This is a genomic window from Stenotrophomonas sp. YJH_SMC_17 (assembly GCF_059371655.1).
This window is the reverse complement of sequence record NZ_JCAFUU010000002.1, coordinates 847,096-860,248: the sequence shown is the minus strand read 5'-3', so window position 1 is coordinate 860,248 and position 13,153 is coordinate 847,096. Positions and strand designations below refer to the sequence as shown.

The 13,153-nt window shown below is 62.1% G+C and carries 12 protein-coding genes; all 12 read right to left on the bottom strand.

What is annotated here, in order from left to right:
- Positions 1 to 12 precede the first annotated feature (12 nt).
- The gene (locus tag AC5P8Z_RS09010; RefSeq protein ID WP_495228826.1) at positions 13 to 1,167 is read right to left on the bottom strand and encodes a TrbL/VirB6 family protein; all 1,155 of its coding nucleotides are present in this window, start codon (positions 1,165 to 1,167) and stop codon (positions 13 to 15) included.
- 52 nt (positions 1,168 to 1,219) lie between these two features.
- The gene (locus AC5P8Z_RS09005) at positions 1,220 to 2,008 is read right to left on the bottom strand and encodes a TrbJ/VirB5 family protein (RefSeq protein WP_231298632.1); all 789 of its coding nucleotides are present in this window, start codon (positions 2,006 to 2,008) and stop codon (positions 1,220 to 1,222) included.
- Positions 2,009 to 2,040: 32 nt separating this feature from the next.
- Positions 2,041 to 4,488, bottom strand: coding sequence for a VirB4 family type IV secretion/conjugal transfer ATPase (locus AC5P8Z_RS09000; protein ID WP_164191462.1), 2,448 nt, complete (start codon positions 4,486 to 4,488; stop codon positions 2,041 to 2,043).
- Positions 4,489 to 4,570: 82 nt separating this feature from the next.
- The gene (locus AC5P8Z_RS08995) at positions 4,571 to 4,879 is read right to left on the bottom strand and encodes a VirB3 family type IV secretion system protein (protein WP_080392955.1); all 309 of its coding nucleotides are present in this window, start codon (positions 4,877 to 4,879) and stop codon (positions 4,571 to 4,573) included.
- The gene (locus AC5P8Z_RS08990; RefSeq protein WP_053443246.1) at positions 4,872 to 5,276 is read right to left on the bottom strand and encodes a TrbC/VirB2 family protein; all 405 of its coding nucleotides are present in this window, start codon (positions 5,274 to 5,276) and stop codon (positions 4,872 to 4,874) included. The genes AC5P8Z_RS08995 and AC5P8Z_RS08990 overlap by 8 nt, the downstream gene beginning before the upstream one ends.
- Before the next feature lie 73 nt (positions 5,277 to 5,349).
- Positions 5,350 to 6,333 carry a lytic transglycosylase domain-containing protein gene (locus AC5P8Z_RS08985; protein WP_495228824.1) on the bottom strand — a complete coding sequence of 328 codons (984 nt, stop codon included), beginning with the start codon at positions 6,331 to 6,333 and terminating at the stop codon, positions 5,350 to 5,352.
- 3 nt (positions 6,334 to 6,336) lie between these two features.
- Positions 6,337 to 7,380, bottom strand: a complete 1,044-nt coding sequence (gene virB11, locus AC5P8Z_RS08980; RefSeq protein ID WP_049455400.1) for a P-type DNA transfer ATPase VirB11 — start codon at positions 7,378 to 7,380, stop codon at positions 6,337 to 6,339.
- A gap of 14 nt (positions 7,381 to 7,394) precedes the next feature.
- Positions 7,395 to 8,648, bottom strand: a complete 1,254-nt coding sequence (locus AC5P8Z_RS08975) for a TrbI/VirB10 family protein (protein WP_295568750.1) — start codon at positions 8,646 to 8,648, stop codon at positions 7,395 to 7,397.
- Complete coding sequence (locus tag AC5P8Z_RS08970) at positions 8,645 to 9,424, bottom strand: TrbG/VirB9 family P-type conjugative transfer protein (protein ID WP_049455402.1); 780 nt, start codon at positions 9,422 to 9,424, stop codon at positions 8,645 to 8,647. Before AC5P8Z_RS08970 ends, AC5P8Z_RS08975 begins: the two co-directional genes overlap by 4 nt.
- The gene (locus tag AC5P8Z_RS08965) at positions 9,421 to 10,482 is read right to left on the bottom strand and encodes a VirB8 family type IV secretion system protein (RefSeq protein WP_495228823.1); all 1,062 of its coding nucleotides are present in this window, start codon (positions 10,480 to 10,482) and stop codon (positions 9,421 to 9,423) included. Before AC5P8Z_RS08965 ends, AC5P8Z_RS08970 begins: the two co-directional genes overlap by 4 nt.
- An 89-nt stretch (positions 10,483 to 10,571) precedes the next feature.
- On the bottom strand, positions 10,572 to 11,018 hold the full coding sequence (locus AC5P8Z_RS08960) for a hypothetical protein (RefSeq protein WP_295568748.1): 447 nt from the start codon (positions 11,016 to 11,018) through the stop codon (positions 10,572 to 10,574).
- A gap of 427 nt (positions 11,019 to 11,445) precedes the next feature.
- Entirely contained in the window at positions 11,446 to 13,125 is a 1,680-nt protein-coding gene (locus tag AC5P8Z_RS08955; protein WP_286068898.1) for a type IV secretory system conjugative DNA transfer family protein, read from the bottom strand.
- Between the last annotated feature and the right edge of the window lie 28 nt (positions 13,126 to 13,153).

Genomic DNA, 13,153 nt, shown 5'->3' with positions numbered 1-13,153 from the left:
ATTCCCGAAGAGTTACGAATTCATTGTTCCAGCATTGCCGCGCTGCCCACTCTGAATCGGAGATTCAGTGGTCGCGCCTCCAAATCTAGGCATCGTATCTTGAACCGGAACCTGACTTGAGGCCCTCGAATTGGTGGGAACAGGAGGCATGTACATTCCTCCGCCCGACCCACTAGAACCCGGCGGCTGCCCATTCGGACCCGGCGACGTCGGCACCGCGCTACCGCCTATCTGCGAATATGCCATGAAGGTACCCAGGGTGCCCTGGAAGAACATCGCGGCCATTGGGGGCGCAGTCAGGATCAGTGTCGTCAGGATCAGGCCCATGCCGCCCTGCTGCAGCGCCATGCTGCTCATGCCCTCGGTCAGGTTCGACCCCAGCAGTGCACCCAGCGCGGATGCGCCCCAGAACGAAGCCGCCACGCGTGCCACCATTTCCATGGCAATGCCGGTCATCGCCGCCAGCACCGCCATCGAGAACATGGTGCCGATGCCATAGAACAACCATCGTTGGAACAGCGACTTTGTCTGCTCGAACAGCAGGCACAGGATGAACAGTGGTCCGAATCCGATGAACAGCGCCAGCGCGATCTGGTACAGCAGCAGCATCGCACCCGCAGTCACGGCGGGACCGCCCGTTCCCAGGCCGATGAACCACATCGCGCGGGTCTTGGCACTATCCAGCGCCACGTCGCCGGCCACATCCAGCACGCTTACCGACGTGAGTGCCAGCTGCATGTAGCCCAGGTTCTTGTCGATCAGCTCCTCCGCGGTCGACTTCTTGCCGGTCACAATGTAGGTGATCTGGTCCTGCACATCGCCGGTCAGGAAGTTCTGCAGCTTGGTTCCGAACATCGCCATCGACGTCGCGACGGTAACGATCAGGGCGGCGCGCGCCATGTTCGTCATCAGCGCAGCCATCGAGTCACGGCTCCGTCCGGTCACGATGCGGAAGCCTTGGATGAGCACCCACAGCGTCATCAGCACCAACGCCATCGTGCCGACCCAGGTCATCATCCGGCTCAGGATACCGTTACCGAAGTTGGTGATCTCGTCGCGCAGATAATCCAGGATCAGCCGGAAGAAGACGAAGTCGCCCACCGACGCGAACAACGTGCCGTGCAACAGATCATTGAACACCATACCGTGCATCATTCCCTGACTCATCACATCACCCGCCCCGCATCGGGGCCCTGCTGGAGTGCGTTGCGCACGTGATTCACTTCGAAAGCGCGGCCTTCAGCGCGCCGGCCTTGATGACGCTGCCAATCGGATTGCGCTCGCCACGCAACGCGCGCTCGGCCAGGTTCTTCTGCCGCCCCTGAAGGGCAAGAATCTGCTGATCGTAGACCTTGACGGTGGTTTCCCACTTCTTGAATGCCTTATCGAGTTCGACCGCGGTTGCCGTGTTGTTGGAGATATCCTCCTGCAGCGCGCCTTCGTTCTTGAACGCATTGCGGATCCGGCGCAGCTGCTGCAGCATCTGCTCCATTGCCGGCATGGACATCTGCACGACCTCGACGGTCTCGTTGTACTTCTTGTTCTCAAGCACCTGGATGTACGAGCAGATCGCACGCTGCTGCGCGCCGATATCGCCACCCGGGCTCATGTTCAGCACCGCCATCAGGCCGCTCATGCTGATCATGGAATCGCCACCGCACTTTTCGGCCACGTTCCAGTTTTCGGGAATCTTGGTCAGTGTGGGCGTCGGCGGCATCAGCGGCGAAGCAATGATCTGGGTCCAGTTCTGCAGCTTGGACAGCCAGTTGTCGATGGTCTTGCCGTACTGCTCTGCCGTCTGGCTCCAGCGCGCGGCCGTCTCGAAGTACTCCTTGCCGGCCTTCATCTCCTGCAGGAAGTTCATGACCCAGTTGAACGGGTCATAGACGGTCATCGCCTGCGCCGGGCTGGTGCCGGTGCTCACGGTCAGGCCCAGCGTCAGTACGGCGGCCATCAGGGGCGCCATGCGACGCCGGCGAATGGGCTTGCGTTGGGTTTCGGTCGTCATGGCAGTTTCCTTGTTCGTTTGAGTGGGCAGGTTCATGCCGTCTCCTCCTGATCCTGTTCGGCCCGCTTGCCCGAGCCCTTTCGATTCTTGTAGAACGCGTCCAGCCACTGATCCGGGGTCAGCTCGTCCACCGTCACACGGTTGCGGACCGCTGCCGTCTGCAGCACGCGATGCATGATGTCGATGTTGTCGGTCGAGGCCGAGATCACCGACAGGATGTCGTCCATGCCGCGCAGGTTGAGCTGGCAGACGCTCGAGGCATGACCCTGCTTGACCAGGAAGCAGCGCGAACGCTCGTCCAGCGCGGTAACCACCTTGAACTCGGCCTCGGTCAGCTTCAGGCCATCCATGTAGTCGCTCTTGCTGGCGTTCGGGTTCGGCAGCAGGATCAGCGTGGCGGTCTGTTCGATCAGCGCCGCGGAGATGTCGCTCTTCAGCGCATCCTCCGGGCTCTGCGTAGCGAAGATGCCCAGGCCGTTCTGCTTACGGATGGTCTTCTGCTTGTTCTTCGCGAACTCCTTCAGGCCACCCTCGCCGTCTAGGATCTTCCAGAATTCGTCCATCACATAGATCAGCGGACGGCCGTCGATCAGTGACTCCAGGCGGTGCAGCAGGTAATTGATGACCGGCACGCGCACTTCAGGGTTGTCGATGATGTCGGTGTAGTCGAACCCGATGATGTTGGCCTTGCTGAGATCAACGGTATCGACCGGGTTGTCGAACACCCAGCCCAGCGAGTTGCCCGAGGTCCAGCGGCGCATCCGCGCGTAGAGACCGTCATCGCCCATGTTGGGCAGGCTCTTCTGGAAGTTGGTCATGCTGCGCAGGTGCATCGGCGTATCGAGCATGCTCTCCACCGCGCGGTAGATGTCCTCTTCCTCACGGGCGCTGTACTCGCGCTTGCCGGCCAGCACCTTGATCAGGTCGGCCAGGAACTGCACGTTCGACTCGTTGTTCTCGCACTGGAACGGGTTGAAGCCGGTCGGCGCACCGTTCTCCAGCGCGAGGTAGTTGCCACCGCAGGCGCGCACGAAGATCTCCGCGCCGCGGTCCTTGTCGAAGAAGAAGATGGTCGGTGACGGCTCGTACTTCTGGACCTGGCTGAGCAGGAAGTTGATCAGCGCGGTCTTGCCGGTACCGGATTTGCCGATCACCATGGTGTTGGCGATGGCCTTCTCGCCCAGCGAGTTCTCCGACGGATGGGTCGCGTGGAAGTTGAAGTAATACGGCTGGCCGTTGGTGGTCTGCAGCGTGGTGACGCAGTCACCCCAGGGGTTGTTGTGCTGCTTGCCGGTGGCAAAGTTGTGCAGCGGCGACAGGCCCAGGAAATTCAGCGAGCTGACATTGGCCAGGCGCGTACGGTAGCGCCAGTTGCCCGGCAGCTGCGAATAGAACGACGAGGTAACCGCGAGGTCTTCCTTGGTCGACACGAACCCGGCATTGGACAGCTCGGCGCGGGTCGAGGCCACGTTCTGCGAGAGCTTGGCCTGGGTATCGCCGTAGACCGCCATGATGAAGTGGTACTCGCCCAGCACGAAGTTGCCGGACGACAACTGATCCATGGCCTGGTCCAGCTCGACGATCTGGCTGACCGCCTTGTCGCCGGAGGAGATCATCATGCCCTTGGTGCGGTCGAGCACCTTCAGCGCGTCCTGGCGCCCCATCGGGCTGAACGAATGGGTGATGACATACTCGTAGTCCAGGTACTTCAGGCCGTTGAGAATGCCCGGGTAGGTGCCCTCGGCATACTCCTTGATGTTGAGGATGGCACCGAAGTGGTTGGCACCATTCGGGGTGTTGATGACAAAGTCGCCGGTCTTGGCCGAGAACATGTGCCGGCTGACCGGCAGGTAATCCTTGATCGGCGCCGGCAGCACCGGAACCGGCTCGTCGATGCGGTTGATCAGGTAGCCGAACAACTCCAGCGTCTCGGAGAACACCACGCCATTCTTTGCCTCATACATGCCCAGGCGATACGGCGCGTAATCACGGATCACTGCCTCGACGTTGCCGGCCAGCTCCATCAGCTTCTCGATGGCCTGTTCCTGCTCGGCACGCAGGCGATCGACGTTCGCCGACTTCTCCACGAAGCGCTTACCCGATACCACCGGGCGATAGATCATGGTCAGGTACAGCTCGTTCTGCATGATGCGCTGCGAGGACAGCATGCCCATGTACTGATCGGACACGTCCTGGTTGAAGCGCTGCCGGTAGGTGCTCTTGCCTTTCAACGTGCGACGGCGCCGGATGTCGTGCACCCAGAAAGCCACGTTGACGAAGTCCGGCGCGCGCAGCGTCTGCAGCAGGCGATTGAAGGTGTTGTGCCGATGCTCGAGTTCCCATTCCTCACGTCCGACGAACGGCAGCCCCTCCAGGTACCAGGTCAACAGGTAGTCACCGCCCGTGGTCTTGACCACGTTCGGGGCGACATGCGTCGACAGGGGAATGAACTCACTGATGGAGGTATCTGGGCTGAACATACGACTGCTTCCAAAGAGTTGCTGCCAGGGAACTTCGAGGTGGCCTGGCGGGCAGCACGCGCCCGCCAGGCCATTCCGGACCTCAATCCATTCGGGCCGGCTTGTTGCGGTAATGATTCGGGTTGAATACCCACATGCCGTCGTGCTGCTGCACGTTGCGCACCCGCAGCTTGAACATCAGGCGCAGGCCCATCAGACGAAAGATCATCTCGTCACGTTTGGCCATCTGCCGCATGATGAAGATTGCTACCGGAATGGTGAGCAGGAACCAGAAATTGGTGTAGACGCTCAGCAGCAGCAACCCACCTGCCACCATGAAGAATGGCAGGTAGGGAACGCCCAGGAACATTGCCGGGCGAGTGCAACCGCGGAAGACGACGTTCTTATGCACTGTAGTAGAGCACTGCCTGCTGGATCAGCATGCCGGTCTTGCCTTCGCAGGTGCCGTACTCGTCACCCAGCAGCATGCGGGCGATCTGGCCGGCGGCACCGATCAGGACGCCACCGATCAGGATCGGCGAGACCTCGCTGATTCGCTTGTGCGCGAAGGCAATCTGATAGCCGGCGAAGATGACCGCGATGGTGACGACGGCAATCGAGGCCATGTTCAGCAGGCCATTGATGTTGGAGAAGAAGCCGCAGACCTTGCCGTCGGTACCGCCGTAGTTGGTGGCGCCGTTGGTGGCGAACACCTGCGGGGCGAACAATGCGCCGACGAAGATCGTTGCCATCAGCAGGGTCTTCAGCGTGCGCTGGGCCTGGACGAGGTCGAGATTGGATCGCTTCATGGATTGATTTCCTTGTTGATGGACTAACACAACTGAATCGACCAGCCGGGGGACTGGCCGCACCACGACTTCGTCAGAACACGAAGGCCGCATCCCCTGCGGGAATCTGCTGCACCGGCGCGCCCTGCGCCGGCGCGTTGTACGAATCTGCGCTTTCCGCCACCGGCAGGTTGCGTTCGCTCCACGGACGCAGCATCACCGGGCCATTGTCGGTGCCGCCCGCGGCACCAGGAAGCTGTTGCGGCATTGCCAAGCTGTTCTGGGACGGCAGGCGCTGCGCCATGCCCTGCGGGAACTGCGCCTGCTGCGGCTGTGCAGCCCCGCCCTGCTGACCTGCCTGCTGGGGCTGCATCATCCGGTCCACCGACCCCAGGACGACCTTGGACAGCCCCTGATCGGCAATATTCAGCAGACTGCCGCGCGCCATCGCACCGGTGGACGGGTACACCACGTACGCACGTGCCGGATCATCCGAAGGAACGTACACCGGTCCGTTCGACTGGGCGACAATGCGCGCCTGTGCCGGCGACGCCAGCTGCGGGTGATGCTCGATCTTCACGCTGCGGCGCTCGCCACGGCTCACCACGTCGATCGGCGCAACGCCATTACTGGCGACCTGCTGCCCACGGCGGATCGAGTCGTAGACCTTCTGCACATAGCCGTGACGAAAGCCCGTTTCGAAATTGCCCGAGTAGTAGCAGCTGAACGACTTGCCCCAATCGCCACCCGAGCGCTTGTAACACTCGGCGAGGATGCGGGATCCGGCCTGCAGGTTCGGGCACTGCTGGAACGCTTTCTCGTACGAATCCAGCCCGTACTTGCCCAGGTTGTAGCGGTTGACCTGGGCCAGGCCGATGGAGAAGTTGTAGCCCTTCTCTTCCAGCATGCGCACGGTGGCCAATGCCTCGTCCAGCGCCTTGGGCTGGCGCACCAGCGCTCCACCCACCACGCCTATCGCGTAGGGATTGCGCGACGATTCGACATTGATGACGTGCTGCATCACGTCCATCGACACGGCCATCTCCGGGCACGCCATCATTTCAAGTCCTGGCAGCATCCCTCAGCCCTCCTGCCCCTGGGCACGCCCAGGATTGAAGTCGATACCGGTGATGTAGCGCGAACCGGCATGCGCCTTGATGTGGACGACGATGTCGATGGTCATCATCAGCAGGCGCTTGATCACGTTGAATTCCAGGCCCGAGCCTTCGCTGGAAGCCTTCACCATCAGTGCCAGCTGGTCCCAGGTCTGCTCCGGGCTGCCGGCGTGGCAGCTGGTGATCGAGCCGGGATGGCCGGATGCGCAGTTGCGGATGAAGTAGAACGCTTCATCGCCTCGCAGCTCGGCGAGGATGATGCGTTCGGGCTTCATGCGCAGGCAGGCCTCCATGCAGCTCTTGGCAGTGACATTGCTGGCGCTCTGTCCACCCTTCGAATACAGCAGGTGGACCACGTTGGGCTGGGTCAGAAACAGTTCGCGGGCGTCCTCGATCGTGACCAGGCGCTCGCTGTCGGGAATGTGATTGACCAGCGCCTTCATGAAGGTGGTCTTGCCGCTACCGGTTGCACCCGATACCACGATGTTCTTGCGGTACATCACCGCACGCCGGAAGAACTCGGCGTATTCGCGTGAATGGCGCAGCTCGAGCAGCTCGCGGTCATGCTCGCTGATGCTGCCGTCGCTTTCCAGGATCTGGTTGAAGAATCCATCCTCGTGGTACTGCGTGAGCGACTTGGTGTGCTTGGACGGCAGGCGGATGGTGATCGACACTTTGCCCGCATCACAGGCCGGTGGAATCACGAACTGCGCACGCTGACCGGTCGGGAACGTGAGCGAGACCACCGGATCGGCATCGGTGATGCGCTGCCCGGTGTTGCTCTCGTTCACCACCGCCGTGCAGAACTGCCGGGCCCGCTCGAAGGTCAGGCTCGGCACCTCCACCCGCTGCCACCCGGCCCGGGTTTCCAGGTACAGCTCGCCGGGACGGTTGATGCAGATTTCCGTCACTTCCGGCGAAGTCATGTACTCGGCGATGCCCAGCACTTCGTACTGATAGCGCAGGAAGTCGCTGGAGACGAGGGCGAGGGGTGACACTTCAGCGTCCATGGTCGTTCGTTGGGTTACCGGCGGGGATGCAGCACGTTGGTGAAATCGACGTCCTTGGCGACGTAGACATTCACCACGGTGCCCTGGTTGATGGTGACGGTGGGCGGACGGCGACTGCTGCCGAGAGCTTCGTTGGCCAGGCGCTCCATGGTGCGTGCGGTGGCGCTTTCATAGGGCGACTGGATGGTCATGCCGTTGTTGGCCACGGTCGTGGTCTCCGGACCGTGCTCGGCAGCGGCGTACTTGAACGCGTCGGCCAGCAGGCTGATCATCAACGCCGAGGCGATACGGCTGCCCCAATGCGCGCTGTACTGGCCTGGATGGCCGGCGCCGCCCAGGCCATCGGTACCGGGGCTGGACATGGCCACGTCGATGCCATTGGGGGTGGTGATGCGATCCCAGATGACTTCCACGCGCTTTCCGGTGGGACCACCACCGTAAGCGCCATAGATCTTGGAGCCCTTCGGCAGCAGCAGGTTGCGGCCGTTGATCGAGTACACCGGCTCCGTCAGCAGGCACGAGGTGTAGCCAGCGATGTCGGTGATGATGCGGGTTTCCAGCACGCAGCGCAGGTACGTGCCCCGCACCAGCAGTGCATCCGGACTGCGGATGTAGGTGGCACTGGAGACATCCTCCACATCCGGTCCACGGCGCACCTTCTGCGGCTGCGCTTGCGGATTGGCCGCCGCCTGCATGGCCGCGATCATCGCCTGGTTGTAGTCGGAGCCGCTCTGGCCGTTGGCGGCGCCGCCCGCCTCGCTTCCGCCCACGCCGGAGCCGCTGCCCATGCGACGGTCCATCAGCGTCGGTCCGCGATCATGATCCGCCTTGGCCTCGTTGCCCATCGGGAAGCCCGGCATTGGCACTTCCTGCTGCGGCGGAGGCGGCAGCATCGGGATCGGATCGGCAACCGCGATCGGGGGCGCCGGCTCGGTCGCCCCGACAACGCTCGGAAGCTGCGGCGTGGTGGCGCGTGCTTCTTCCTGCGGCTTCTTCTGCTCGGCTGCATCGTCCTGCCCCTTTCGGAACAGCAGGAAACCCATTGCCATCAGCAGCAGCACGATACCGCCCAGGAACAGCAACGCCTTGCGGTTCAGGCGCTGTTCCTCTGCCGAGCGCAGCTGCGGGGCTCCTGCATCAAGATCAGGCGCGGCCTGCTGTTCGGTTGCGTTGCCGAAGTAAGGATTGGACGGCGGCTCCTGGCCTGCGGCGCCCTGGGAATAGGGAGACGGGTTCGGGTCGTTGCCCGGGGTGTTCTGCTGACTCATTTCTTCACGTTCCTTCGCAGGCCGACGACGAAGTCGCCGTGGCGGATGACCAGGTACGGGTAGGTCCCGTGCACGATCAGCGTGTTGCCTTCAACCGTGGTGTTGACCACGAAGTCTTCACCGTATTCCGTTTCACGACCGAAAACGGCCGGGAAGATGCCGGTTTTGTATTCGGGCGAGTTCGGCAGCTTCAGATAGGTGAAACGGCTATCGTCATAGGCGTTGACCGGGATCAGCCAGCCCATCTTCTTCGCCTTGCTGGTCGAGTAGGAGTAGTTGAAGTTGTACTGGCGATCCTTGGCCAGTTCAGCGCTCAGCAACGGCTTGGCTTCTTCCTCGACCGCTTCCTGGGCGACGCCGAACACGGTGTCATTCGGATAGACGAAGGCGATCTTGTACTGCACGCCGGCACGACGCGCCTGCTCCAGCTGACGCCAGTCGGTCGCCACCACCTTCAGTTCGAAGATGTAGGAGTGGGTTTCGGTGCGCACCATCATGTTGGTGTCCACGTCGACGTTCTTCGGCTTGAGGTAGAACACGTTCTCGCGGCGCGTCAGCTCCCAGCCGCTGCTGAAGCCGGTGCTGTAGTCGAGGATCTTCTCGTTCGGGCTCAGCTCGATCTGGGTTGTCAGTCCCAGGCCGGTGCGAACCGGATAGATGCGGTCCTTCTCGTATTCGTAGTGGTCCACCGCCTGCGCCATCGCTGCTGCAGAAAACAACAGCGACAACATCGACAGCAGCGCCAGCGCGCGTCCCCTGATCTTTCGACTACTCATCGGTTGCTTGCTCCATCAGCAGTTCCGGTGGAATTGTTCTGCACCGGCCTCATGGCCGGCTGTCCGGGCATGGCCTGCCCCGGCATTGCTTGCCCCTGCACGGGCTGTCCCGGCACAGGCTGGCCTGGCATCGGCTGGCCCGGGACCTGGCCGTTGGCCGGCACCGGTGCGGCGACCGGCTGGCCGGTGACCGGGTCGATCATGGTGGCGGCGGCCGGATTGTTCGGGTCGTACACGCCTTGCGCCTGCTGCGCTGCCTGCTGCGCTGCCTGCTGTGCCGCCTGCTGGGCCTGCGCCTGCATGGCGCCGTCGTCCGGCACCGGAACACCACGCGAGTAGTCGTTGTCGACGCGATACTCGGTGACCTGGAAGGCCAGCGGATTGAGGATGCGATCCTGCTCGGACAGCGCCAGGTTCTGGTTGTACTCGAAGCGCATCGTCACCAGCTGGTTGTCAAGGTACGTGGACGCACCGGTGCGCTTGTCCAGCAGGCTGCGCTGGATGCGTACCGAGGCGCCGCGGAAGCTGCCATTGGGCTCTGCGCCCAGCGGCGTGATGCTGAGGATCTTGACCCGGATGGCCTTCTCCCGGCCGTACATCACGAACGGGTTCTGCGGGTTGTTGCCGGCATATCGCTGCCGCATCGACTGCGACACCGGGCCGTTGGACATCACGAACACCAGTTCCCAGTCACGCAGGCCCATCACCGCCGAGTCGTACGATTCGCGCGCCAGCACGTACTGGGCGACGTTGCTGCGGTTGATGGCTTCGTTGGCGGTGATGGTCTCGCCCTGGAACGTGCCACGCAGTCGCGCCACGGTAGCGGTACCCGTATAGGCATCGGCCATCACCAGGAACGGCACTTTCTCCTTCAGCGGCAGCATGTAGTAGTAGCCGCCAGCCAGTGCGAGCGACATCAGCAATGAGCCGGTGGCCACCCACCAGGCACGGCGCTCACTGCGACGCGCCATATCGGCCACGGTGATCTCGTAGCTGACCGCCTTGGCGACCGACTGCTCGACCTTGGGACTATTGCCGGGATCCTTCTTGCGGAACATGGATTCTTCCGTACTGCTGAAACATCAATGGGCGTGGAGCCCCTGCGACAGGCGCGGGGAGCGGCACGTTCGATGATTTCTATGTGGACTCAGGTGCCGCTTTTGGAATCAGCGCCCTGCGCCGACGCGGTGGGCGTCGAGCCAGCGCTCTGCACAACGATCTGGTTGCCGACGATGGAGACGGAGATGCCTTGCGCCGCATACGCTGCGGTGAGGTCGATCACGGCCTGCTGCGCGTTGGTGGTGTCGATGTTCGAAACCGCGCCATACAGGGTGAAGTCCGAGCTGAGGCGATAGTCCAGCGTGCGTCCGGAATCCTTCGCCCAACGCTCGAGCATGGCTTTGAGCGTGCCATCCATCGGCGAGGCCTGGTAGACGTAGCTGGAATACAGCGGAATTTCGGTCGTGGCCGCGGCGAAGCGGTTGACCGGCTTCCAACGGCCTCCAAAATCGGGGGCGGACTTGGTGGCACAGCCTGCCACCATCAGCGCCGCGACTGCGGCGATGGACATTTTCGCGATAAACGCCTGATTCATACGGGCTTCACTTTGACGTACGAAAAAGCAGTCCCGAGCGTTGGCTCCCTGGTCGTCCGGCGCTGCATGGCGCACGCCGGAATCGGGGAGGCGCGCTGGCATGCAGCACACCTGCCCCGGCTCCCCTGCAGCCCGAAAGCTGCCAACCAAGTCGCGGGGCCGCCAGACACTGTCGACGACACACCCGCATACCCTCACCAACGTCGAAACCATCCTTGTTTCCATGGCACAAACTCCTGGCCACCCTGCGTTACAACTTTTGCCATCCAACACGCACTTCTGGATGACGCACACAGAGTTACACACCCACGCGTCAATTCCATGTCAGACAAGTCTGAAAATCTATGAACAGATGCCCAATTTTTGACTCAGCTCACGTTTTCATGTCGATGAATATGAATCCATGTCACATATTTAGCGACGTGAATTAGACGTTAAGCATGGGAACATCGACTTTCGGCAGCAGCCGCGAAGTGAAGTAGCGGTCCTTGTAATAGCGGATCTTGTCGCATTTCACCGGATGCGGTATGCCCTCGTAGAGGAACACTTCCTTGTCCGGCCCCATCGCCTTCAGCTCCTGCGGGAGCATCAGCGCACGGCGCTCCTCGGTGAAGTTGTGGGTCTTCTCACGGGCGTGGGTAACGTTCTTCTTTCGGATGGTGGTGTAGCCCAGCATGTCCGAATAGTCGTTGGCGTCCTGCTGCTCGCGCGGCGCGTACAGGATCTGCAGCGCGTGGTTGGTGATGATCGTTCGCGAGACTTCCCGGCCATAGGTGGCATCGAGCTGGGACATGCTCTGGATGATCGGCAGCAGGCGAATGTTGTAGCCGGCCATGTAGGACACCGCCGAGGCGATGATCTCCACCTTGCCGATCGAAGTGAACTCGTCCATCAGCAGCAGGCACTGGTACTTCAGGTCCGGATTGGACTTGGGCAGTTCCTTGGTATTGAGGTTGATCAGCTGGCTGAAGAACAGGTTGATGATCAGCCGGCTCTCGGCCAGCTTGTTCGGCTGGATGCCGATGTAGATGGTCATCTTCTTCCTGCGGACGTCGGTCAGCAGGAAGTCGTTGCTGCTGGTGGCCTTGTCCAGCACCGGATTGATCCAGGGATTGAGCGGTTCCTTGAAGGTGCCCAGGATCGAGGCGAAGGTCTCATCGGCCTGGGACAGCATGTTGGCGAACGCCGAGCGCGCGTTGGCGCTGAGGAACGGCCGCTCCGACAAGGCCTTGAGGTACTTCTTCAACTCGGTGCCGTCACCCGATGACAACCGGTAGACAGCGCCCAGCGTGGGCGTGCCCGAGCCGCCCGGGAAACCACTGCTGCGCTCGTCGTCCCAGTTCTCGAACAGATACAGGGTGAAGGCCATGAACGCGTTGCGCGCCTGGCTGACCCAGAACTTCTGGTCCTCGGCGCCGTCGGGATACAGCATCGCGGCAATGCTCATCAGGTCCGAAACCCGGAACGCCGGGTCATCGGACACGTAACTGAGCGGGTTCCAGCGGTGCGTACGGCGATCTTCTGCGAAGGGATTGAACAGGTAGATCTCCTGGCCCTGGCTGGCGCGCCAGCCGCTGGTCAGGTCGAAGTTCTCCTGCTTGATGTCCAGCACCACCAGCGATTCGCCGTACTCCAGCAGGTTCGGGATGACGACGCCCACGCCCTTGCCCGAGCGGGTCGGCGCGGCCAGGATCACGAACTGCTGGCCGTCCAGCCGCACCAGCTTTCCGCTGTGGCTGCCGACCACGATGCTCTGCCCGGTCTTCTTGAACATGCCATGCTTGGCCAGGTCGGCGCCGGTGGCAAAGCGTGCATCGCCGTGCAGCGAACGCTTGTCCTTCTTCAGCAGCAGCACCAGGCCGGTGACCAGCAGCACCAGCAGCGGCAGGCCGAAGCCCACGTAGCCGGCCCATTTGATCTTGCCCACGAACGGCGCGACCTGCGGCTGGCCGATGGCGTGGTAGTACTGGTAGTACGTGTTCCAGGTGAACAGCTTGGTGTCCAGCCCCAGGAACAGCAGGGTCAGGTAGCCGGAAAACACGAAACCAAGCAGCAGGGTCGCCAGCGTGATGATGGCGATGATCGAATACTTCTTACTGGGCAACACCCGGATCCTCCATGATGCGCACGAGGGC

What these genes read in the sequence shown, in the direction of transcription:
- AC5P8Z_RS08970 (WP_049455402.1), bottom strand. Translation starts at nt 9,424, where the DNA reads ATGAGTAGTCGAAAGATCAGGGGACGCGCGCTGGCGCTGCTGTCGATG.
- AC5P8Z_RS08965 (WP_495228823.1), bottom strand. Translation starts at nt 10,482, where the DNA reads ATGTTCCGCAAGAAGGATCCCGGCAATAGTCCCAAGGTCGAGCAGTCG.
- virB11 (WP_049455400.1), bottom strand. Translation starts at nt 7,380, where the DNA reads ATGGACGCTGAAGTGTCACCCCTCGCCCTCGTCTCCAGCGACTTCCTG.
- AC5P8Z_RS08960 (WP_295568748.1), bottom strand. Translation starts at nt 11,018, where the DNA reads ATGAATCAGGCGTTTATCGCGAAAATGTCCATCGCCGCAGTCGCGGCG.
- AC5P8Z_RS09010 (WP_495228826.1), bottom strand. Translation starts at nt 1,167, where the DNA reads ATGAGTCAGGGAATGATGCACGGTATGGTGTTCAATGATCTGTTGCAC.
- AC5P8Z_RS09000 (WP_164191462.1), bottom strand. Translation starts at nt 4,488, where the DNA reads ATGTTCAGCCCAGATACCTCCATCAGTGAGTTCATTCCCCTGTCGACG.
- AC5P8Z_RS08990 (WP_053443246.1), bottom strand. Translation starts at nt 5,276, where the DNA reads ATGAAGCGATCCAATCTCGACCTCGTCCAGGCCCAGCGCACGCTGAAG.
- AC5P8Z_RS08985 (WP_495228824.1), bottom strand. Translation starts at nt 6,333, where the DNA reads ATGCTGCCAGGACTTGAAATGATGGCGTGCCCGGAGATGGCCGTGTCG.
- AC5P8Z_RS09005 (WP_231298632.1), bottom strand. Translation starts at nt 2,008, where the DNA reads ATGACGACCGAAACCCAACGCAAGCCCATTCGCCGGCGTCGCATGGCG.
- AC5P8Z_RS08975 (WP_295568750.1), bottom strand. Translation starts at nt 8,648, where the DNA reads ATGAGTCAGCAGAACACCCCGGGCAACGACCCGAACCCGTCTCCCTAT.